Origin of the sequence: Leptothoe kymatousa TAU-MAC 1615 (assembly GCF_018739865.1) — a bacterium.
Classification (GTDB): domain Bacteria; phylum Cyanobacteriota; class Cyanobacteriia; order Phormidesmidales; family Phormidesmidaceae; genus Leptothoe; species Leptothoe kymatousa.
In genome coordinates this window covers 1-21843 of the sequence record NZ_JADOER010000015.1, presented here as the reverse complement: position 1 = coordinate 21843, position 21843 = coordinate 1, and the positions used below count along the sequence as shown (strand labels likewise).

The 21843-nt window shown below is 51.4% G+C and carries 17 protein-coding genes; 10 read left to right on the top strand and 7 right to left on the bottom strand.

All coding sequences use genetic code 11. The features are described from left to right. Positions 1-700: 700 nt before the first annotated feature. Positions 701-1984 (top strand): glycosyltransferase family 4 protein, encoded by a 1284-nt coding sequence (locus IXB28_RS15515; protein WP_215619520.1) that lies wholly within the window; start codon positions 701-703, stop codon positions 1982-1984. Positions 1985-2076: 92 nt separating this feature from the next. On the opposite strand, the gene IXB28_RS15510 is transcribed toward IXB28_RS15515, so the two are convergent. Then, on the bottom strand, positions 2077-4053 hold the full coding sequence (locus IXB28_RS15510; RefSeq protein ID WP_215619519.1) for a sensor histidine kinase: 1977 nt from the start codon (positions 4051-4053) through the stop codon (positions 2077-2079). Positions 4054-4234: 181 nt separating this feature from the next. Then, positions 4235-7039: a UPF0182 family membrane protein gene (locus tag IXB28_RS15505; protein ID WP_215619518.1), complete on the bottom strand. Its 2805-nt coding sequence runs from the start codon at positions 7037-7039 to the stop codon at positions 4235-4237. Between the two features lie 155 nt (positions 7040-7194). Here IXB28_RS15505 and IXB28_RS15500 point away from each other — a divergent pair, with 155 nt between their 5' ends. Further along, positions 7195-8019, top strand: coding sequence for a 6-phosphogluconolactonase (locus tag IXB28_RS15500; protein WP_215619517.1), 825 nt, complete (start codon positions 7195-7197; stop codon positions 8017-8019). Positions 8020-8141: 122 nt separating this feature from the next. Here IXB28_RS15500 and IXB28_RS15495 read toward each other — a convergent pair whose 3' ends face one another. Beyond that, positions 8142-8495, bottom strand: coding sequence for a hypothetical protein (locus IXB28_RS15495; protein WP_215619516.1), 354 nt, complete (start codon positions 8493-8495; stop codon positions 8142-8144). Positions 8496-8862: 367 nt separating this feature from the next. On the opposite strand from IXB28_RS15495, the gene IXB28_RS15490 reads away from it, so the two are divergent. Continuing rightward, positions 8863-9363, top strand: coding sequence for a GNAT family N-acetyltransferase (locus tag IXB28_RS15490; protein ID WP_215619515.1), 501 nt, complete (start codon positions 8863-8865; stop codon positions 9361-9363). 17 nt (positions 9364-9380) lie between these two features. On the opposite strand, the gene IXB28_RS15485 is transcribed toward IXB28_RS15490, so the two are convergent. The 3 genes from IXB28_RS15485 to IXB28_RS15475 all read right to left on the bottom strand — a co-directional run bounded on the left by IXB28_RS15485 (position 9381) and on the right by IXB28_RS15475 (position 12850). Next, the gene (locus IXB28_RS15485) at positions 9381-11669 is read right to left on the bottom strand and encodes a heavy metal translocating P-type ATPase (RefSeq protein WP_215619514.1); all 2289 of its coding nucleotides are present in this window, start codon (positions 11667-11669) and stop codon (positions 9381-9383) included. Between the two features lie 78 nt (positions 11670-11747). Continuing rightward, entirely contained in the window at positions 11748-11945 is a 198-nt protein-coding gene (locus tag IXB28_RS15480) for a heavy-metal-associated domain-containing protein (protein ID WP_215619513.1), read from the bottom strand. 206 nt (positions 11946-12151) lie between these two features. Continuing rightward, complete coding sequence (locus IXB28_RS15475) at positions 12152-12850, bottom strand: MBL fold metallo-hydrolase (protein WP_215619512.1); 699 nt, start codon at positions 12848-12850, stop codon at positions 12152-12154. 288 nt (positions 12851-13138) lie between these two features. On the opposite strand from IXB28_RS15475, the gene IXB28_RS15470 reads away from it, so the two are divergent. Beyond that, on the top strand, positions 13139-14989 hold the full coding sequence (locus IXB28_RS15470; RefSeq protein WP_215619511.1) for a response regulator: 1851 nt from the start codon (positions 13139-13141) through the stop codon (positions 14987-14989). Positions 14990-15499: 510 nt separating this feature from the next. Here IXB28_RS15470 and IXB28_RS15465 read toward each other — a convergent pair. After that, positions 15500-15778, bottom strand: a complete 279-nt coding sequence (locus tag IXB28_RS15465; protein ID WP_246559819.1) for a DUF350 domain-containing protein — start codon at positions 15776-15778, stop codon at positions 15500-15502. A 45-nt stretch (positions 15779-15823) separates the two neighbouring features. Between IXB28_RS15465 and IXB28_RS15460 the strand changes: the two genes are divergently transcribed. The 6 genes from IXB28_RS15460 to IXB28_RS15435 all read left to right on the top strand — a co-directional run bounded on the left by IXB28_RS15460 (position 15824) and on the right by IXB28_RS15435 (position 21698). Next, positions 15824-16798 carry a hypothetical protein gene (locus tag IXB28_RS15460; RefSeq protein ID WP_215619510.1) on the top strand — a complete coding sequence of 325 codons (975 nt, stop codon included), beginning with the start codon at positions 15824-15826 and terminating at the stop codon, positions 16796-16798. A 5-nt stretch (positions 16799-16803) separates the two neighbouring features. Then, complete coding sequence (locus tag IXB28_RS15455; protein WP_215619509.1) at positions 16804-17034, top strand: hypothetical protein; 231 nt, start codon at positions 16804-16806, stop codon at positions 17032-17034. Further along, positions 17034-18620: a polyamine aminopropyltransferase gene (locus IXB28_RS15450; RefSeq protein ID WP_215619508.1), complete on the top strand. Its 1587-nt coding sequence runs from the start codon at positions 17034-17036 to the stop codon at positions 18618-18620. Before IXB28_RS15455 ends, IXB28_RS15450 begins: the two co-directional genes overlap by 1 nt. Positions 18621-18631: 11 nt before the next feature. Next, a complete protein-coding gene (locus IXB28_RS15445; protein ID WP_216863057.1) occupies positions 18632-19225 on the top strand; it encodes a DUF4178 domain-containing protein in 594 nt (197 codons plus the stop codon). Between the two features lie 20 nt (positions 19226-19245). After that, positions 19246-20700: a tetratricopeptide repeat protein gene (locus IXB28_RS15440; protein WP_215619507.1), complete on the top strand. Its 1455-nt coding sequence runs from the start codon at positions 19246-19248 to the stop codon at positions 20698-20700. A 188-nt stretch (positions 20701-20888) separates the two neighbouring features. Continuing rightward, positions 20889-21698: a DUF3598 family protein gene (locus IXB28_RS15435; protein ID WP_215619506.1), complete on the top strand. Its 810-nt coding sequence runs from the start codon at positions 20889-20891 to the stop codon at positions 21696-21698. The last annotated feature ends 145 nt before the right edge of the window (positions 21699-21843 follow it).

Here is a 21843-nt window from a genome sequence, read left to right as displayed (position 1 = left end):
CTCTGGTATCGTAAAGATGACTACAGGGTATGTGCAGTCAACTTTTGAAGTTCTACTATATGAAGAGTTATTGATGGATTGTCTTTGCACCATGAATCATTGCTTAAAGGAACTTTGATGCATTTATTAGGTTCTTGTAAAACATGTGGTTACTGTTAAATGCAATTCAAAACTAACGCTTTCGTAGAGTTAAACGCCCTGTCTGATTTGGCAATCTAAACGTTGTGTAAAATCTTTCACGATTTTCATAAATTAATATTGAAGTAATTCCGTAGATGTATCACTTGTTCCTTATCTTGTTGAGGTAATGACTGCTTTGATATGTCTTTGATATCTACCGTTCCGTAGCATTGTTGCAAACCATAAATCCTGCAACGTTACTAGCTCTTTCGTGTCTTTAAGTTAGCTACGGGGAATCTGCTGATGCTGCTTAGGGTGACTAGGCTCCATTATTTATTATTAGGTGCTGTCTACTAACCTTTTGGATCTTTAAAAGTCCTTTGGGGAATCCTTAGCGTATCCATTTCCATCAGAAGCGTGCTGCCCATCGGGCATATTTGCGAAAGACACCTTGGGCACACTGTAGAACTGTGTTAATGAAGCTAGCCAAAGCTTCGAAGTCTGGTCCTCTTAAATTTGAGCCTTTCTTGCGCTTGTTGCTTATTTGTTGACCGCGACATCAGTAGTCAGAGCGATTTCCATGCGTATACTTTTATATTCGTACAATTACCATCCTGAGCCCATTGGGATTGCCCCCTTAATGACCGAGCTGGCAGAAGGATTGGTGGCCAAGGGGCATGAGGTCCGGGTGGTGACGGCCATGCCTAACTATCCTGAACGCAAGATTTATCCTGATTACCGTGGTCAGCTTTATCGCGAGGAAGAACGCAACGGCGTTAAGATTCAGCGTTGCTATGTGGCCATCCATCCCAACCCCGGTGTACTGACTCGCATTTTGCTGGACGGCAGTTTTGCGTTGCTGAGTTTTTTCCAGGCCCTGAAGGGATGGCGACCGGACATCATTTTATTTACCAGCCCCTCTTTACCGGCCTGTATTCCGGTCGCTTTACTCAAGCTCATTTACGGTTGCCCCACGGTGCTGAGCCTGCAGGATATTTTGCCTGAGGCGGCGGTGCGCACCGGACTGATTAGCAACCGCATGGCGATTCGCATCTTTGAGGTGCTAGAAAAGTTTGCCTACGCCAGTGCTACACGGATTGGGGTGATTACGGATAGTTTTTCCAAAAATCTAATTACTAAGGGCGTTCCCCCCAGCAAGATGAAGCGCATTTCCAACTGGGTGGATGTGCACTTTATTAGCCCTCTCGCCAAACACGACAATCAGTTTCGCCGGGACAATGGTTTAGAGGATAAGTTTATTGTTCTGTATTCAGGCAATATTGCCCGGACCCAAGGGGCCCGGGCAATTATCTATGCCGCCGAAATGCTGGAGCATATCCCCAATATTGAGTTTGTCATTGTGGGAGAGCAGCGGCAGCTCTACGATCTGCGCGATTTGCAGATTGAATTGGATGTGAAAAATGTCACCCTATTGCCGTTTACGCCTCGGGAAATGTTGCCCACGATGTTGGCGGCGGCAGATGTTTCTTTGATTATGCAAAAAGCCAGTGTTGTGGGCTTTAATATGCCATCTAAAACCATGGTACTGATGGCCAGCGGTCGCCCGATTGTGGCTTCTGTGCCTGAAACTGGCTCAGCGGCTGAAGCGGTCCGGGAAAGCAACGGCGGCATCGTTGTGGAACCGGAAAAACCAAGGGCCTTAGCCAACGCCATTCAGCAACTCTATGAACATCCGGAACGGTGTGCGGAACTGGGTAAGCGGGGTCGTGCCTATGCTGTTGCTAACTATTCCTTTGAGCAAGCTTTGGAAGGCTATGAGTCTCTGCTAGCCAGCCTTGTGGATGATGTGGATGTCGCTATTCCACCGGTTTTGCAACCTAAAAATATTTCTATTAAGTCTTAGCAACCTGCTGCCCTCAGCAAGCCTACGGTGCGAAAAGGTCCAAGGAATGCGTGGCAGCTTCCTTGGACCTTTTTTGGTTTGGTAATGGCTGACTAAACCGTGACGGGTTGACGCTGAACCGTTGGTATCACCTGGGGAATGCGGATGGTGAAAATAGCGCCACCGCTAGGCCGATTTTTGGCCGTGACTGCACCGCCCAGCATGTAGGCGAACTCACGGGTGATGGTTAACCCGAGGCCAGTGCCATCGTAACGGCGAGTGGAGGAGACATCTGCCTGGTTAAAGGCTTCAAACACGTGTTCTAACTGGTCTGGATCGATCCCAATGCCGGTATCTTCAACGGTGAATTCAAGATAGGTTTCATCCTCATAGTGAGGGGTGGACACAATTAGGTTAATGCGTCCTTTGTCGGTGAACTTATTGGCATTGCCCAGTAAATTTAGTAAACACTGGCGCAGCTTGTTGGCATCGGTTTCAATCGATGCAATGGCACTTTGATTTTTGAGGGTGAGAAAGTTAGCTTTTTTGTCCACGGCAGGGCTAATGGCGGTGATCACCTCATCTACGAGATCTGCAATATCCACGGACTCTAGGTGGAGTTCCATGCGGCCGGTCTCAATTTTGGCTAGATCTAAAACACTGTTGATCAGACTGAGCAAATGTCGGCTGGAACCCTGGATTTTACGTAGATCAGGTAAAAGGCTCAGGTCCCCCATCATTTCCATGTCTTCTTCGAGCATTTCGCCATAGCCAATAATGCTGTTGAGGGGGGTGCGCAGTTCGTGGCTCATGTTGGCTAAAAAGGCACTTTTGGTGCGGGTCGCAGCCTCGGCCTCGGCCCTGGCATCTTTTAGTTCCACCGTGCGCTGGTGTACTTGCAGTTCTAGGGTCTGATTTTTATCTTCTAGCTTGGTAAATGATTGCTTTAGCTTGCGGGACATGTGGTTGAAGGCTTGGGCAAGGGCTCCAATTTCATCTTGGCCCATCACCGTTAGGGACTGTTCAAGCTCTCCGTTTTGTACATTAATGGTGGCCTCGGTAATTTCGCTAATGGGTTCGGTAATGCGCCGAGACAGGATGTAAATGCCCGATAGCAATAGCCCGGTGGCAACAACTCCGATCAATATAATGTTGCGAGCCAGGGCCTGGGCGGGGGCAAATGCCTCGCGCTGATTGATTTCGGCTAAGAGGGCCAGACTTTGGCCATCCAACCATCGGTAAACACCAATCACAGGTTTGCCGGCGTAGTTTTGATAGAGTCCGGATCCACTTTCGCCTGCGATCGCAGCATCAATGGCAAAACTATTAATATTGCCCGTTACGGTCTTTGCCTCTTCCGACGCCAAAAAGCGATTCTTATTTTCCACCTGTCCTACTAAATAGGTGGTCCCCGTCTTACCTAACCCCGTACGATCCTGAATCAGGGAATCCACATCCTGTAGGTCTAAGGTGACCAGCAACACACCAATGCGGTTGTTTTCCCCATCCAAAATGGGTGTTGCCAAGGTAATGGCCGTGGCATTAGTGACCTCAGATGTATATAGAACCGGCTGAATTTTTACCGATGCATCGGCAAAGTAGGTGACCGTATTATCGCTGAGGGACTGTTGGGAATTTTCTAAAGCCTGATTGGTGGAAAACAGCACCTTGCCAGTGTCAGTGGCAATGGAGACCTCAGCTAAATCAGGTTTGAGGCCTAGGATATCTCGCAGATAGTTACTCAGCTGTTGCTTAGCAATCTCCCTGAGGGCACCATCCGCAGGGACCGCAAAACCCTCATCGACTTCGTCATCCTTGGTTTCCAAACTGGATAAAAGGACGGCAGTTTGAACTTGAATTTCAGGCAACCGAGCCAACAGCAAAATATCGCTGCGTTGGGCTTCGAACCACTGTGTCAATTCCTCTTCTTTCAGGGTAATTGCCACATTCAGGCGATCGTATAAGGACTGCTTCAACGCTTCTCGAGCTGAGAAATACGTGCTGACAGAAATCGCCAGCACCGTAGCAGCCGATAGTAACGAAAGGGGAGTAATGAGTCGTAGCAGCAGGCTTTTAGATCGACGTTTCACGCTTATTTGGCTTCCCTGACTGGGTGATGAGGAGCTGGTGTTGGAAAATAGTGGACATGACTCATTTTCCAGACCATCCCAGGGGCGTCAGGAGGACAGGGTTAAAACTTTGGCGTTGCTAAGGTTTGGTGAAGCTCAGTTTATGAAATGTTGATAATTGCGGCCTCAGACATTGCCTGCTCTACTCTTCTGCCTTAGTCTCGTCTATCTTATTCAATTGTTCTAACAACGTCCCCAAGCGCTTTTGGGCCGCTCCATAGGCTTGCCAATCTCCTTTTTGTAGCGCCTGCTGGCCTTGGGTGTAGGCTTCTAACGCCGAATTTATCAAAGTTTGTTGATTAGTAGAGATGGTGGGTGGGGCCGGGGCCGCTGTTCCGGCCTCTGCCTCTGCCTTTGCCGGGGGTGGGGCGGCCGGACGTTGCCCAAACAGTTTCGTCAGGCTATCTTCCAATGTTTTTTCCATCACAATGGAATCTTTATAGGCCAGAATTACCCGCTTCAGTTCAGGGATGGCATTACTATTATCGTTTTGCCCCCGCGCCTGTAGGTAAACGGGCTCCACATAGAGCAGAGACTGCTCTATGGGAATCACCAGTAGGTCCCCACGAAAGACTTCGGACCCCTCCTGATTCCATAGGGTGAGCTGCTGAGAGATTTCCGTATCTTGATCAATGCGGGAGTCAATTTGTCGTGGGCCATAGAGCAGGGCCTGACGAGAAAATTCATAGACCAGCAGCTTGCCATAGTTGGCCCCATCGCAGCGAGCGGCCATCCAAGCCACCATGTTGTTTTTGCCCACCGGAGTAAAGGGCACAATCAACATGAACTCTTCTTCCTCGGCCTCGGGAAGCTTCATGATCACATAGTAGGGTTCTAGGGTTTCCGAATTCTCTTCCCGGGTAATCTGGGTGGGAAAGTCCCAGAGATCTTCCTGGTTGTAAAATACATCTGGCCGATCCATATGGTAAGCGCGATAGATCTGAGCCTGGATTTTAAACAACATTTGGGGATAGCGAAAATGGGCCTGTAGGCCATCGGGGACATTTTCTAAGGGCTCAAATAAACTGGGAAAACTCTTTTGGAATGACGCCAAAATTGGATCGGTGTCATCAACAACATAGAGTTTTAAGGTGCCGTCGTAGGCATCTACAACGGCTTTGACCGGGTTGCGGATGTAGTTGGTGCGATTTTGAACAATGGTGTTCATGGCCCGGCTTTGAATCACGGACTGGATGCCGTTGCTTCGCCACAGGGGTTCAGAATAGGGATAGCGGTTGCTGAGGGTGTAGGCATCCACAATCCACTGCAGCCGACCGTTAATGACGGCTAGGTAGGGATCGCTATCTAAAGAAAGAAAGGGGGCGAGCTGGCGAATGCGATCTTGGATCAGTCGATGGTAGTGAATGCGAGAATTTTCGCCGAGGGAGTTGGATAACAGCAGCTGCCAGTCTCCCAGGTTGTAGGCGTAGGCCAGCCGCTTTAGGGATGACCCAATGGCCACCCCCCCAACACCGGTGTAGTTATATTGGGCATTGTCGTTGCCCAGGGGATAGTCAAATTCTGCTTGATCGGTGCCGGTGAGAACATATCGGTCGGTGGCCTCACCGTAGTAAATTCGAGGTTGTTCCACGGTGAGATCGACGGAGCTTTTGGGGGGCAAATCCTTGATAAACAATTCCGGCAAACCGTCTTCGGTGACTTTGTTCACCGGGCTCATGGCCAACCCGTAGCCGTGGGTGTAGATCAGGTGTTGGTTCACCCAGGTTTGGGCTTGGGCGGGCAGGGCGTCATCCACCAGTTCTCGGGGGGAGAGCATCACCTGGCGATAGTCATCGCCAAAGGTGTAGCGATCGATGTCGATATCTTGAAACCGGTAGTAGGGGCGCAGGGTTTGTAAACTGCCATAGGTACTTCGCAGCGGGCGATAGTCCCACAGCCGAATATTGTCGATGGTGCTGCTATTGCGAGCTAGGGCCGCACCATCGAGCTGGTTTTTCACCTCAAAGGATTCTTGCTGCACCGTTGACAGACCATAGGCCTGGCGCGTCAGCTCAATGTTATCGGCAATGTAGGGGGATTCTTTGCGTAGCTCGTTGGGTTCTACAATAAATTTTTGTTGGCCCCAGGGGTATAGGCCTGTTATCAACAAAAAGACGATGGTGTAGAGACTAATGGCGGTGATGGGTAGGAGAAAACCGCTGCGCCATAGGGAGGCAACAAATAAAATGCCAACGGCAATGGTGATAAAGCCCATGATGCCATAGGCCTGCATGCGGGCATTGACGTCGGTGTAGCCAGCACCGAACACTACGCCTGTAGGTGAATAGAGCAATTCATAGCGGGCCAGCCAAAAGCCTAGGGCAAAGATAACGGCTAAGGCTGCCAGTAGAACACAAAAGTGGGTTTTAACTTCCCCGGTGAGAAAATATTTCCAACCGCGTTCGGGCCGAATCTCTCCTTTTACGCCATAGATACAGGCGGATAGCACCAGGCTCCATATGAGTAGCTCGGTGGCTGCGCGATGCAAAATTTCAAATAGCGGCAGTCGAAAAATGTAAAAACTAACATCCCGTCCGTACAGAGGCTCTTGGGTGCCAAAGGCCACGGGGTTGAGGAATTTGAGGACATCCTGCCAGGTTTCAACGCCGTTGATGGCGGCCGTTAGGGCCAATAGGGTAATTAGACCGAGGCTGGTGTAGCGGATGATGCCTGGTAAATAGGGATCCCATTGGGAATTTTGAATGACCCGCAGGGGCCGATCGCGGGTGAGGCGTTGGGCAACGGCATAGTTGATAAACAGGACTAACCACCACAGGATAAAGGCGAGCAGTGCGATCGCAGCTTGCCAACGCAGTCGAGTCCACAGCACATCGGCAAAGCCAACGGAGTCAAACCACCATATCTCCGTCGTCAAGTGCACAATCGAACCGGAGAAAATAATCGCAATAAATCCCCCGAGAATTAGCCACAACCACTTTGCACTCATGCTTTAGCCTGTCAGGTAACGCTAAAAAGCTTAGCGCAAGCTAACGAATCCCAGAGTGTTATTTTAAGTCGCCACAGGAAAACCAATAGGGGCAAGGGTTTGACCTATGATCAAGTTTTAACTTTTATGGCGCTGAGTTTTGGGCGTCTACCACCATGAGAACGATTCAAACCCCGACGGTCTGTCGCATCAAGCAGGTTGATAATCTCCAGGTACAGATTTGTCTTGATCCAGATATGTTGGCCCAAGCGGCCGCTCAGCAGATCATTGCCCAGCTAACCCACACCTTGCAGCAGCAGGCGACGGCCACCGTTGTCTTTGCCACAGGCCGTTCCCAGCTGGGGCTGTTGAATTATCTACGCCAGGACCGCACCGTCGACTGGTCGCGGGTTGTGGGGTTACACCTGGATGAGTTTTTGGGGCTACCGTCCGAACATCCCGCTAGTTTTGGCTACTATTTGCGGCAGCACATCGCCCAATGGCTACCGTTTAAGGCCTTCCACTATCTCCATGGGGATGCGTTGGAACCCATGGCAGAATGCGATCGCTACACCCGTTTGCTCACCCAGGCCCCCATTGACCTCTGTCTATTGGGTGTGGGCAACAATGGCCATTTAGCCTTTAACGATCCAGCCGTTGCCAACTTCAACGATCCCCGTTGGGTCAAGCTGGTGCGTTTAGATCATCCCAATCGCCAACAGCAGCTCACCTCTGAACACTTTGAGCAACTCCAAGATGTGCCCACCCACGCCCTCACCCTCACCCTCAGCGCCATTAGCAGTGCCCGACATACACTTTGTTGCGTATTTGGACAATCCAAAGCCGCGATCCTACACCAGCTCTTAACCATGGTCCCTGCAGCCACCTGCCCCGCTTCAATGCTAAGACTCGGCGGTCACCATCGTCTGCTCACGGATGAGGCCACGTACCAACTAGCACAGAAAGCAGCCAGCCTTGAAGAGAAACATTTCCCCCATTGACTGACTGCCAGATTCAAAAAGATGCCGTTGTTGATTTAGGGGCCTAACCCACCAAAGTTCAGGGTGACTAAACTGGGTTCCACTGTTGATTTAGGGGCCTAACCCACCAGAGTTCAGGGTGACTAAACTGGATTCCACAGCAGGGTTTTGCCCGCAGTGGATGTTGGTTCTTGGGAAATTTGAGTGTTCGCAGGGTTGGCGCGGCTAAGCCAAACCACAGGCTCACTGAGATCTAATACTGTTTCGCCCTCATCTGTTGTCACGGTGAGTAGCTGTCGCTGCAGCGCCATTCCATGGATTGGCAACCAGCCAGATTCACCTTGAAGCAACAAATCACGACTGTGGTCGCGACGTGTAAACAATCGCCTTAGCACCCGCCAATCTTGCCAAAGTCGCTTGGCACTATCACAGTTGAGATAATAATCTGGTAAGACTTCAAGGGGCGCATAATCCTGAACAGAAGACTGACTAACCATGGTGAAGGGCTCCCAGGTAAAACGGACGAGCATATTCCAGGCATGGGTTATTGCTTGGAAGAGTATTTCCCACGGGCCACGACCATACTGATATGACCCAACTCCATCGTCGGCGATAGGGTTGTTCATCCAAAACATTCGAGTGAACCATTGATTAACGAGCTGCAAAGTGGAACTCCTATGGGCTGTTGACCTTGACATAGTTCAGCATTCTGTCGAAGCACCTGTGGACAGGAAAAAAATACAGAAATACATGGCCAATTCCGTAAAAATACGGATTCCAATGGCCATACATTTATGAATGCTCCCTATTTCCTGATGGTATTCTGAACACTGATTGTCGCCAGATTCAACGGGTAGATCCCTTATGGTTACTAGTATTCGCCTGCCTAAGGCCAGCGACCTTTTTCCTCTCACCCAGCTTTATAACCACTATATTTTGAACACGGTGATCACATTTGACATTGAACCCTACACCGTTGATCAACGGCGGGAACGGTGGTGGCGCCACTATGGGACCGACGGACGTCACCGAATGTGGGTGGCTGAAAAAGATCAGCAGGTTGTGGGCTATGCCACCAGTAGCAAGCTGCGGGATAAGGCCGCCTATGACACATCGGTGGAGACGAGCATCTATTTGAGTCCCGATGCCCAGGGGCTGGGCATCGGCACGCAGCTATACGCAAAATTGTTGGATTCCTTAGCGGATGAGGATGTGCACCGGGCCTATGCGGCCATTACGTTGCCCAATCCTGAATCCATTGCCCTGCATCACAAATTTGGCTTCCATAGCGTTGGTCGCTATGGGGAAGTGGGCCGCAAATTTGGCCAATACTGGGATGTGGAATGGCTTGAAAAATCTCTTTAGTGCAATGGCACCCTGGTCTAACAACGACAGTTTCTAAGACGCAGGGCGTTGGTGACCACAGAGACCGAGCTAAAGGCCATGGCAGCCCCAGCAATCATGGGATTTAGCAGCCAGCCCCAGAGGGGATAGAGAATGCCTGCGGCGATGGGAATCCCCACGGTGTTGTAGATAAAGGCAAAGAACAAATTTTGGCGAATGTTGGCCATGGTGGCTTTGCTTAGGCGAATGGCTGTGACCACCCCCTGGAGATCGCCAGAAATTAGGGTGATATCGCTGGCTGCGATCGCAACATCGGTGCCGGTGCCAATGGCCATGCCCACATCGGCCTGGGCTAGGGCTGGGGCGTCGTTAATGCCATCCCCCACCATGGCCACCCGTTTCCCTTCGGACTGTAGCTGTTGTATGTAGGTCGCCTTTTCGGCGGGGCGGACGCTGGCAAAATATCGCTGAATGCCGACGGATTTTGCAATGGCCGCTGCGGTTTGCGGGTTATCGCCGGTGAGCATCACCACATCTAAGCCCATGCGCTGTAGGGCTAAAACGGTGGCTGGCGACGTGGGCTTAATCTGATCCGCAATGCCGAGCAGGGCCACGGCTTGGTGGTTAATGGCAATCCAGATGGTGGTTTTGGCCGCATTTTCCAAGGCCTGGCGCTGGCTTTGGAGGGCCTGGGTGTTCACACCTAGGGACTGCATCCAGCTTTCAGTACCAATGTATACCTGTTGCTCCTGGACAATACCTTGCACGCCCTGGCCAACAACCGCCTCAAATTTTTCTACCTCGGGCAGGGTGGTGACCCCATGGACCTGGGCATAGCTAACCACGGCGGTGGCCAGGGGATGTTCTGAGCAATTTTCCACAGCCGCCGCCAGCTCAAGGATCTTGCCCATGTTAACCCCTGGGCTGACGGGGCTAAATCGAGGGCTAGATGGGGCCACCGCAACGGGGTGAGCGCGCTTGGGGTTTACCGGCACCCAGTCGGTGACCGCAGGCTGCCCCTGGGTGAGGGTGCCGGTTTTATCTAACACAATGGTTTGCAGCCGATGGGCCTGTTCTAAACTCTCGGCATCTTTGATTAAAATGCCTCGCTCTGCCCCCTTGCCCGTGCCCACCATAATGGATGTGGGGGTGGCTAGCCCCAGGGCGCAGGGACAAGCAATAATCAACACGCCCACGGTGGTGAGTAACGCGAGGGTAATGTTGCCGGTGAAACCAAACCACAGCAGAAATGTAAGCAGTGCGATCGCCATCACCACCGGCACAAACCAGCCGGTCACCTGATCCGCCAGCTTTTGAATCGGTGCCTTTGACCCTTGGGCCGCCTGCACCAGCTGAACAATCTGGGCCAGCATGGTCTCTTGGCCAACGCGAGTGGCCCGAAATCGAAAGCTGCCCGTCTTATTCAGGGTGGCCCCAATAACTGTATCGCCGGGGTGTTTTTCCACCGGCATGGGTTCTCCGGTGACCATGGCCTCATCCACGGTGGACCCCCCAGATACCACGGTGCCATCCACCGGAATCTTCTCCCCCGGGCGAACCACCACAATATCGTCCACCACCACCTGATCGATGGGAATCGTCATCGCTGTGTCCTGACGGATCACCTGGGCCACCTGGGGCTGTAGCCCCATCAACTGTCGAATTGCATCCGATGTTTGTCCCCTGGCGCGATTTTCGAGATATCGCCCCAGCAACAACAACGCGATGATCACGACGGCAGCTTCGTAATACACATCAGGCGACATCCCCCGATCTAATAAAACTTGGGGAAATACGGTGATAAATAAGGAATAGAGATAGGCCGTGCCGGTGCCCAAGGCCACCAGGGTATTCATGTTGGCCGCTCGGTGGGCCACACTTTTCCAAGCTCCCACAAAAAATGATTGGCCACACCAAAACAACACCGGAGTGGCCAGCACCAGCTGTAGCCAAGGGTTGTGGAACACCATGGGCCAACCGGGAATGGCTATCCCTACCATGGCGGGCAAGGACCCCACCACCAAAATCGCCCCCACCGTACCGCTCACCATCACCCGCGTTAGCAGCTGCCGCTGGTGCGCCCGATGTTGCTGCCGCTCGTCCTCCATGCTGATGGGGTGATCAATCGCTTGGTACCCCGCATCGACCACCGCTGCCTGAATCAGTCGGAGGCTCGTACTGCGCTCATCAAAATCAATGCTGGCTTGCTCGGCGGCAAAGTTTACCTGGGCACCATGCACCCCTGGCACCTGGCGAATCACCGCTTCAACATTTGTGGCGCAGGCAGCACAGCTCATGCCCCTAAGGGTGAGGGTGGCGGTGGTCATGGCATTCTCCTTGGGTCAGCGGCCAAATCAGGCATTGTAGGACTTGCTTACATCGGGGCAGAACATCGGGGCGGCAGCCTAAGCCGCCGGTGGATACCCCGCTTTTTCTAAGGCATCTCGCACCGATGCTTCGGCGGTTTCTGTTTCAATGTTGACCAATTTAGTTTTGGGGTCAGCGGTCACCGTTGCTTGCTCATCAAGGGTTTTGATGGCATTGGTAATATTTTTGGCGCAGGCATCGCAGGCCATATTGGGAACCGTTAGTTGAAGCGTCATGGGCCAGGCATCGATAGACATCATATGGCCCAGGATAAACCCTCTAGTTGGCTAGAGAGTCTAGGGGGTGGGGATAAATTGTAATAGGGCCTGGCGATCATGGGGCGGCCCCAATACAATGCCCCGCCCTAATGGATAGGACAGGGCAACCCGTTAAGACCCATAGTATTTTAGTGGGGCCTTTGCCGAGGCAAAGCGGTAAAGCCCTAGGCAGCCACCATGGTTTTGCCGCAGTTTTCGTTGGCGGGCACCGCTTCCATCATCTTTTTAGGATTGGGCAGATTCAAGCCATGCATCAATGTAATAAAGCTGGTGCGATCGCGACCGGCAAAGCGAGGGTTCCATTGTTTTTCCTCAGCAATATTCGAAACCGTATGGCCCCGATAGTCATGGCCCGGATACACTAGGGTCGTTTCGGGGAGGGCAAACAAGCGCTGGGTGACGGAATCGTATAGCCGCCCCGCATCCCCCTGTTGAAAGTCGGTGCGTCCGCAGCCCCGGATAAATAGGGCATCGCCGGTGAGGATGCGGTCTTGATTGATCAAGTAGGCCATGTGGCTGTCGGTATGGCCGGGGGTTGCGATCGCCTCTACCAAAACTTGCCCCAGCCGTAAACGCTCACCGTCTTTAATATGTCGATTGGCACAGCTAACGCGAGCGAACTCAGGCACAACCGTCAAACAGCCCGTTGCCCTGCGCAACCGTTCAGCACCGGTCACATGGTCCGCATGGACATGGGTCTCTACGCAGTAGCGCAGGGTTAAATCCAACTCTTTGAGCAGATTCAGATCGCGATCTACCTGTTCACGCACCGAATCAACCAAAATTGCCTCTTTAGTCCCAATATCAGCAATTAGATAGGTGTAGGTGCAAGAGTCTGGATCGAAGAGCTGCCGAAATAACATATTTAATATTCCTGGAAATAAAAAATGAATAGCCGTATGCCGCAATTTTAAGGGGATTATTTAGTAATCACTGAAATAGGCACCACCTAAAGATTTTCAAGCAGATCTGTTCTAGATGTTGTAGCACTGACAACAACTCGCCAGTTTTAGCTGTCGCCATATTTGAGCAATAACGCCGTCCCTAGACTCCGTGTACCTAGACTCCGTAGATCCACTGCAACATATTGTTTTCTAACAACTCTCCTGGGCTTTAACTAGGATGGCTTAAAATTGAGGAATTCTCTGATAATGACATGGCTCTCAGCGCTTACCATGCGGCTATTGCTCATTGATGATGACGAGGTTTTGCTGGGGACGCTGATGGAGCGTCTGATCAAACAGCGTTATGCCGTCGATATTGCCACCGATGGAGCCACAGCCAAAGATTTTCTAGATCTTTTTACCTACGATGTCATCATCCTCGACATGCTGTTGCCGGATATTGATGGCATTTCCCTTTGCCGGCAGCTTCGGCAGCAGGCAATCACCTGCCCCATTATGATGCTGACAGCCAAGGACAATAGCCAAGATAAAGTCCACGCGTTGGATGCCGGGGCCGATGACTACATGGTCAAACCCGTTGATTTTGATGAACTGTGCGCTCGCATCAGGGCCCTGCTACGGCGAGATGCCCAAGAGGCCTCCTCAACACTACATTGGGGACCGTTGTCGATCACCCCAGACACGTTTGATGTGCACTATGGAGACCATCAGCTCCACATGACCCCCAAGGAATACGCCATTCTAGAACTGCTGGTGCGTCATCCCAGTCGGGTATTTAGCCTCAATGCCATCATTGAAAACCTCTGGGTATTTGAAGATCCGCCCAGCGGCGATGCGGTGAGGACCCACATCAAGGGAATGCGCCAAAAGCTAAAGGCGGGAGGTGCACCAAAGGATTTTATCGAAACCATTTATGGCCTTGGCTATCGTCTCAAATCCCTAAACAATCAAACACCAGCCCCATCAGCTGCCCCATCAATCCCTTCTGAGTCCGTTAACTCAACCGATATAGCTACGGCCATTGCCAAGACTTGGACCGCCCACCAAGACACCATGCAAGAACGGCTGACGGTGCTAGATGCCGCCGTGGGTGCCCTCAACTGCGGTCAGCTAAATCCAGAGCTAAGACAAGCCGGTCAATCCCAAGCCCATAAACTAGTGGGTGCCCTTGGTTGTTTTGGTCTTGCCGATGGCTCTCGCCTTGCCCGTGAATTAGAGCAATTGTTGCAGGAGAAGACATCTTTAGATCCAGCAGAAACAACAAGGGCGGTTGTTTTAATAGAGACCCTAAAACAGCATCTCCACCAAGCAAACAGCGATTTCACCTTCTCCACAGAGCAACTGGAATCTCCTCACATCATAGCTTTGGGCCAGTCCAGCGAGTTTGGCCCCACATTGGTCCCATTGGGCAATAATGCGGGGCTAAATATTGAAATTGTTCCTGACCTACTGCAGGCGAAAAACAAGATTCAATCAAAAACGCCAGACGGGTTGGTTATCTGGTGTCCGGACAAAGAACCTGATAGTTCGGGTACCCTGGCGCTCTTAGACCAGTTGACGAAAGCCAAAGACAAGGTGGCAGTTTTAGTTGTTTCTAAGATGGAAGATTTTCAACAACGATTAACCTGGGTGCAACAGGGTGTGGATTGTTTTTTATCCCCTGACACCTCACCTCAACAGATTATCAAAACCCTACAGCAGTTACTACAAAAGCAACGAAGTGATTTTAGGGTAATGGTTGTAGATGATGATATCCAGGTGTTGGACTTCCTAAAAGTCACATTCTCACCCTGGGGCATTCAATTATTTACCCTCGAGGATCCGACCCAACTGCTGGCCCAGCTAGAACGGGTTCAACCCAATGTCCTAGTGCTAGATATCGACATGCCCAAGGCCAATGGGCTAGAGCTATGTCAGGTGCTGCGCGCCGATGCCCGATGGCAACAGCTGCCCATTCTATTTTTGACTGTCCATGAAGATATGGACCGCAAAAAAAACGCGTTTAAGGCCGGGGCCGATGATTTTATCCCCAAGTCCATGATGGTAACAGATTTGCCCCTGCGGGTTTTGAGCTATCTACAACATGTGCAGCCCTAAATCAGGATACCGTTTCGGTTCAGCAGGCCTATGGTAAATAAATTTAAACAAACCTCAACTTTTTAGTGAATATAGAACCGACCTTGATTCCACCAGTACTATGGCTAGAGCAAAGTAGATATTGTTTCTATGAACGTTTCGACTCAGATTAATTCCAATCCATGGCTCAATTTTTCCATGATTGGGCTAATGTGGCTGTTTAATAGCCTTTGCTTACTATATTGTGTAACAACGATTGGCCTACTCTGTAGAACCCTTTTAGCGGCTTAACGTTGAATGCCGCGGGCACACAGGCATGGTGGCCATTACCCCCATCAGACAAATCTTAGGTAAGGGACTCCATGCCTTGCTTTAGTTGTCCCATGGCTTTGTGAACGTTACCGTTCTAAGAATAATTTTAGAATCTAGCCTTTTTTGGATGTATCGAAATAGGACTGTATTGGCTTGGGCATCTGTTGGGGGCTAGCAGGAGAGAGAGCTAGATTCCGTCTCCTGATTAATTTTGTATGGCTAAAAGACAATCACTGAGATGATGATTGTTGCAATAGATACAACAACGGCTGCGAGAATAACACCCGCAGCCATATTGCCATTGCGAATTTCGGCCTGATAATCAATGGGATCTAGCAAGTCAAACAGGCGAATGCCCAAGTAAAACAATACAACCCCGACAAAGGACCATCCAACCGTTGCTGCCAGCTGTTGCATTACCATGGTGTGAATCTCTCGTGAATTTCCGTTACTTTCCGCGACCTGTTCTTGGCGCTCGAAACAAGGGTATAGTACCATCAGGTCGCAGCATCTACGTAAAGTTAGTTATAGAAGCCAGGTTCTATGCCTGTTGATGTGCAAACTCGAAAAATTAAGCGGTTCCGTGATTTTTCTCCCCTCATCGCATTAGGTGCCCTAGGCTTAATCGTATGTGCAGGTCTTATTTCAGTTTTTTTTCAAAAAACACTGGTCAATCAAGCCATTAATCTTTCTCCAGAAGAAGCTATCGCTCTAGACCCGATTGAGCTAGAGAAAAGTCCCATTGGTGCCCTGCGTATCGATGTTGCTGCTGACATTCCCTCTAACCGCTGGATAACCTACGAAATTGCTTTAATTGACTCCCAGGGAAATTTGTTGGCTTCAGCCATGAAGCAAGCCTGGAAAGAGTCGGGTACCTGGCGAGAAGATGGGGAATCGGGGACTTGGTCGGAACAGGATGTGAAGGGTGGATTGGATATTCGTTCCAAAACAGGAGAGCCCATTACCATTGAGCTGTCGGTGTTGGAATATGGCACCACGGCAGGAGAAGAGGTGGATTCGTCTGCCACCCTAAATGTAGTGGTAAAAAATGGTGTGGTGGATACCCGCTATTTTTTTATCGGGACCCTAGCCACTTTTCTCTTAAGCGGGTTTACGACCTACTCAGTCTATACCTCGGGTAAACGGGTCATCCAAAAGTCAATTGGGGATAGCGATTTAGGCGGTCGTGGAGTGATGGGGGGCGCTAACAATTTAATTAGGGCGACTGTGGCCGTTGTATCAGATGAAACATCCCCCAGTCGATTTACCATTGATTTTTCGATACAAGATAAAGATGGTGAAGAGGTCTATTCCCATCAGTTTCAGATAAACCGTGGCAGCAAGATAAATGAATCTTATCGCCAAAGTTTAAGGACGTTTTTTCTATTGGAACCAAAAGATTCCTATCGTTTTTATGTGGAGGTGGTGCCTGATCGGTCTGTCGATCGAACTCGGTTAACCGTGCAAGAGGGCGCCCACACCATACTTGAGCCAGATATTATTCATATTCAAGGTTAAATTCTATGCTAACGAAAGTCTTTGCTATTTTGGCCTATGTTGTGGCTGGGGCTTCTGTTGTCGGTGCCTACAGTCAGGCATCTGCCCTGCATTTGCGGCAAACGAACCAGCCATTATATCGACCTCGACATCGCATGGTGCATTTTGGCTCCTATCGGAGTGGGCAGTTTGAGCCGTTATCAACTCGCTCTGCCTATGGTGGTTTTCGTGGGGGTGGCAACTCCTCGGGTAAATAATGGAACAATTTGCTGCGCAACGCCCAGAGTTTTCAGAGTCGCTGTTTTTGAGTCGGAAACAGTTTTGGTTACTGCTGGCCACGGCTGCGGTTTCGTCTAGCTGTGGATTAGCGGCAGAGTTGTTGCTGGGTACTTTAGCTAGCTATTTGGTGGGGAACCAGGCCCTGGCCTATGGTGTGGCCGTGGGGGGCTTTTTAGCCGCCATGGGGATTGGGTCCTATTTGAGTCAGTTTATTTTTGCCCAGGGCGATCGCACCCAGCAGCACCACTACCTGCTGACCAACTTCCTAAAGGTGGAGCTGTTAATTGCCCCCCTAACGGCCCTGCTCCCCCTCGGGTTATTTGCCCTATTTGTGGCGGGCGGTCCGGTGTGGATTGGCCTGGGGGTGGCCACCTTGCTACTGGGTATGTTGGCCGGCATGGAAGTGCCTTTGCTGACCCGACTGGTGGAGTTAGACCAGGATTTGCGCAATGCCATCGCCCAGGTTTTAGCCTGGGACTATGTGGGGGCCTTAGTGGGGTCTTTGGCCTTCCCGGCCATTTTGCTGCCCACCGTGGGGCTGTTTCCAGCCGCCGCCCTCATTGGGGCATTGCCAGCGGGCATGGTGTTTATCCTGGGCAATAATTTCCCCCAGATGAAACACTGGCGACGGTGGGGAGGCCTGGTGGGTATTGGGCTCTGTGCATTTTCCCTAGTGGCATTACCCCTGGGTAACCGCTTAGAAGACAATCTCTACGGTGCCCCCATTATGTTGCGCACCCAGTCTGCCTATCAGCGGATTGTGGTTACCCGGCAGGCTAAGGATGTGCGGTTATTCCTGGATGGGGACCTGCAACTGTCTACTTGGGATGAATACCGCTACCATGAAGCCTTAATCCACCCAGCGATGAGCGCTAATCCTGACCGCCACCGGATCATGTTGTTGGGGGCCGGGGATGGCATGGCGTTGCGAGAGATTTTGAAATGGCCTGAAGTAGAACAGGTGCTGGTTATCGAGTTGGATCCGTCGGTGGTTAACTTGGCGCAGCGTTATCCGGCGCTGGTCGAAGCCAACCAAGCCGCCTTTAGCGATCCGCGGGTGCAGATAATACATGGAGATGCCTTTAAGTTTGTTTCCCAACTCTCCGAACAAGACCATGACAAATTTGATGTAATTGTGGCCGATTTCCCCGATCCCGATCAGGCCGTCATTGCCAAATTATATTCCAAAGGGTTTTATCAACAAATTCAACAACAGTTAGCAGACCAGGGGATTTTTGTGACCCAGGCATCCAGCCCGTTTTTTGCCCCTAAAGTATTTGCCTGTATTGCCGAAACCTTAAAAACCGCAAACCTGACGACGGCGCCCTACATGGTCTCGGTGCCTAGCTTTGGCCCTTGGGGATTTGTGATGGCCTCGCATCGCCCCGTGGATACAGACGCATTAGAGTTACCCGTATCTACCCAGTTTTTGACCTCGTCCTTGATGCACAAGCTGTTTACACTGCCCAAGGACATTCAGGTGAACACCGTCAAAGTCAACCGTTTAGCTAATCCGATTATTGTTAAATATCAATCCGACCCTCGCTGGGCCTGGTACAACTGAGGTATTTTATTATGTTTATTGTCTATTGTGCACTGATTGTTCTTATTGTCGGCATCGGTATTTTTCTGTTTATGCGGCAACAACAGGCGGTGCCGGCACAAACGGGAGCCCCGTCGAAACAGCGCACCCTGTTTGACCTGCAGCTGGGAGATATTGTGCAGTACCAGGGGAACGATTGGGTGGTCGAAGGACAGCTGATCTATGAACAGGATGGGTTTACGTGGCAGGAATATCTGTTGCAAGATGGGGGCACGCGAGTGTGGCTATCGGTGGAAGAAGATGACTGGCTAGAAGTCGCCCTAATGACACCGACTAAGGCCTTGACCATTAGCACCCCCGAACCGCCTAAGGAACTCGAGTTTCAAGGGGAGACCTACCGCTGTACTGAGTCTGGCACGGCCCAAATGACAAGAATTCGAGCAAACCAGCGACCCACGGTGGAACAATGCCGGTTCTTTGAGTATGAGGGGCCCAATGAGAAACTGTTGTCGATTGAAAATTGGTCGGGGGAATTTGAGGTGACCGTGGGTAAAGCCATTCAGCCTCGGGATATTACCATTCTGCCGGGGGACGGACAGAGTGTGCACAATGCGGACATGGGCTAGGGAAATTTCAGAAAGAAACAATGAGCTATCAACAGGCATTGGACTATGTGGAACGGGGCGAGTTTAGTACGGCCCTGGCGCTGTTGGATCGGGTGATTTTGACCAATGGGCAACACCCTGAAGCCTATGAATTGCGGGGGCGCATTCGGTTGAAAATTGGGAATAGTGCGGGGGCGATCGCAGACTACACCAAAGTGATTCAACGAGACCCCACGGCCCTGGCCTATCTCGCTCGGGCCCTGGCCTATGTCACCACCCCCACCCCGTCGTCGGCTATTTTGGATGCCCAACAGGCCCTGAAACTAGACCCAACCCTGGCCGCAGCCCAGAGACTCTTGGGCAAGGTGCACCGCCAGATGGGGCAACAGCACCAGGCGATGATGGCCTATAAGGCCGCCACCAAGCTATATCTGGCCCAAAAAGATAAGACCAATGCGGCGGATTGTTTGGCCCAGGCCAACCAGCTACAGGCGGAGCTAAATAAACCCGTGGTCTCCCCCAGCCCAGGGGGACTCGTCTCGCCCACAGACTATTTACAGCGGGCCAGGGAGAAAGTGGCCCAGGGCTTTTTGCGGCAGGCGCTGGACGATCTAAATTGGCTATTGGGCATGGAGCCAGAGCATGGGGAAGCGCTATGCGATCGCGCCTATGTGCAGGCCCAAATGCATCGATATGAAGCCGCAACACGGGATTTGGCCAAGGTGCAACAACTGGCTCCGGAGGATCCACAGATCCAGGTAAAGCGCGCCAAAATTCGACTGGCATTGGGTGATGCCTACGGAGCCATGACGGCGTTAACAGCCTTGATTAAAACAGAAGCAACCGTGGACCGATTGGCACTGCGGGGGCAAGCCTATCAACAACTGGGCGATGGAGAGAATGCGTTCAAAGACTATTCCAATGCCATTGCCATGGGGCCAACGGCCGAGCTGTATGGGTTACGGGCCTCGGTACAATCTGGCAAAGAAGCCCTAGAAGACTATCGTCAAGCAGCGTCGCTGTGGTTAGACCAGGGCAATTGGCAGGCCCAGAAGGTGGCCGCAGATCGGGCGGAGGCGATTCGGCAAGAGCTGGACCGGGAAAAGGCGGAGACCGATGCGGGGCGAGTGGTGCGGGTACCCATTAAGGCAATGCAGTCGGGGATGCCGGTGATCGAGGTGAGATTTAACGATCGGCAGTCGTTTGACATGGTGATGCAACAGGATTTGCCCCGCACCATCATCACAGGGGCTATGGCAGCGCGGCTAGAGATTAAGGGCACGCCGGGGGGCTTTTTGCGGATTCCTGGGGAGTCTGCCATTCCCATTAGTAATGGCTGGGTGCGGTCGATGCGGGTACAGGCAGCGGTGGCGATGAATGTGCATGTTGCGATCGCGGCTAACTTTTCTGCCGGGCTGCTGGGGCAAGATTTCTTAGCGAACTACGATGTTCGCATTCTGGCGAACGAAGTCGAACTCTGCCGCCGTGAGCCTTAGGTTGCCTAACCCCTAGGCGGCCCATGGGGTGGCTTAGCTAATTTCTCTGCCATGGCCCACAATAGAAGAGCCGCTTTGCTCACCGACTATGGGCTTGTTAAAAATTAAAATCATGGCCTTGTTGCTTGAAATCATGGCTTAACAAGCCTTTCAGACCTAAACCGTGAAGTAGTTTCTTAACAGCTCCGATGCCAAATCAATGGGAAAACCTGTTCAAAAATGAAGGCACCTGGAAAGGGAGCTTTACCAAGCTCACCCCCGATGGCACCGAGGTGAGTAATGTCCCATCGATTTTAACCCTAGAAAGAACTAGCGAAACTAGTGCCCGCTTTCAGGTGACCCGCTACCCAACGGGTCAGCCTCCCCAGGAGACAAAAACAGAATTTGCCAGCATCAACCAAAGCAGTCTCTTCTGCGAAGATGGTTCTTTTACCAAAGGTTCTACACAGTGGAGTCCCTTTTCCCAGTTTGGCACCGAATTTGGCCTCACCCTGCCCAACGCCCGCTTCAGGCTCGTGCAATTATTTAACCCCGGCGGTGCACTGGCGGACATTATCCTAATCCGTGAGACCCGTGAGGGACAGGCTGACCGAATCCGCGCCCCACTTTCCATGGATCAGCTGGTCGGTACCTGGCGGGGACAAGCCATTGTCTACCGCCGTGACTGGTCCGTGTCCCAGCCCTTTACAACGGAACTAAACGTCTCAAAACAATCGGCGGATACGGTTCTACAAACCTGGCGGGCAGGGCCTGCCACCGGCCAATCCATAGCCAAGGTCCAAGGGTCGCGTCTCCTATTTGAAACAGGCTATCAGCTGTTGTGTTTACCCAATGGGGGGTCATCCCTTTGTCCCCAAACCATCCAACGTAATACGGCCTTTCGTTGCGAAGTCGGCTGGCTAATTGAGCCGAACATCAGACTGCGGCTAACCCGTGAATATGAAGCCGATGGTAGCTGGGGACAGCAAACCTGGATTAGGGAAGAGAAAATTGCCTAACTTGGCGATGGAGACAGACAAAAGGGATGCAAGCTCCAGCCATTAAACATGCCTAGACGTTTGCACTCAAATAATAAGTACCTATACGAAATTAATTACAAACTCTTTTCCAAAGCCAGTCAGTATCTTTTCAACCCCTGTCACC

What these genes read in the sequence shown, in the direction of transcription:
- IXB28_RS15460 (WP_215619510.1), top strand. Translation starts at nt 15,824, where the DNA reads ATGCCTGTTGATGTGCAAACTCGAAAAATTAAGCGGTTCCGTGATTTT.
- IXB28_RS15440 (WP_215619507.1), top strand. Translation starts at nt 19,246, where the DNA reads ATGAGCTATCAACAGGCATTGGACTATGTGGAACGGGGCGAGTTTAGT.
- IXB28_RS15515 (WP_215619520.1), top strand. Translation starts at nt 701, where the DNA reads ATGCGTATACTTTTATATTCGTACAATTACCATCCTGAGCCCATTGGG.
- IXB28_RS15490 (WP_215619515.1), top strand. Translation starts at nt 8,863, where the DNA reads ATGGTTACTAGTATTCGCCTGCCTAAGGCCAGCGACCTTTTTCCTCTC.
- IXB28_RS15435 (WP_215619506.1), top strand. Translation starts at nt 20,889, where the DNA reads ATGCCAAATCAATGGGAAAACCTGTTCAAAAATGAAGGCACCTGGAAA.
- IXB28_RS15485 (WP_215619514.1), bottom strand. Translation starts at nt 11,669, where the DNA reads ATGACCACCGCCACCCTCACCCTTAGGGGCATGAGCTGTGCTGCCTGC.
- IXB28_RS15450 (WP_215619508.1), top strand. Translation starts at nt 17,034, where the DNA reads ATGGAACAATTTGCTGCGCAACGCCCAGAGTTTTCAGAGTCGCTGTTT.
- IXB28_RS15480 (WP_215619513.1), bottom strand. Translation starts at nt 11,945, where the DNA reads ATGACGCTTCAACTAACGGTTCCCAATATGGCCTGCGATGCCTGCGCC.
- IXB28_RS15455 (WP_215619509.1), top strand. Translation starts at nt 16,804, where the DNA reads ATGCTAACGAAAGTCTTTGCTATTTTGGCCTATGTTGTGGCTGGGGCT.
- IXB28_RS15470 (WP_215619511.1), top strand. Translation starts at nt 13,139, where the DNA reads ATGACATGGCTCTCAGCGCTTACCATGCGGCTATTGCTCATTGATGAT.
- IXB28_RS15465 (WP_246559819.1), bottom strand. Translation starts at nt 15,778, where the DNA reads ATGGTACTATACCCTTGTTTCGAGCGCCAAGAACAGGTCGCGGAAAGT.
- IXB28_RS15445 (WP_216863057.1), top strand. Translation starts at nt 18,632, where the DNA reads ATGTTTATTGTCTATTGTGCACTGATTGTTCTTATTGTCGGCATCGGT.
- IXB28_RS15500 (WP_215619517.1), top strand. Translation starts at nt 7,195, where the DNA reads ATGAGAACGATTCAAACCCCGACGGTCTGTCGCATCAAGCAGGTTGAT.
- IXB28_RS15505 (WP_215619518.1), bottom strand. Translation starts at nt 7,039, where the DNA reads ATGAGTGCAAAGTGGTTGTGGCTAATTCTCGGGGGATTTATTGCGATT.
- IXB28_RS15475 (WP_215619512.1), bottom strand. Translation starts at nt 12,850, where the DNA reads ATGTTATTTCGGCAGCTCTTCGATCCAGACTCTTGCACCTACACCTAT.
- IXB28_RS15495 (WP_215619516.1), bottom strand. Translation starts at nt 8,495, where the DNA reads ATGGTTAGTCAGTCTTCTGTTCAGGATTATGCGCCCCTTGAAGTCTTA.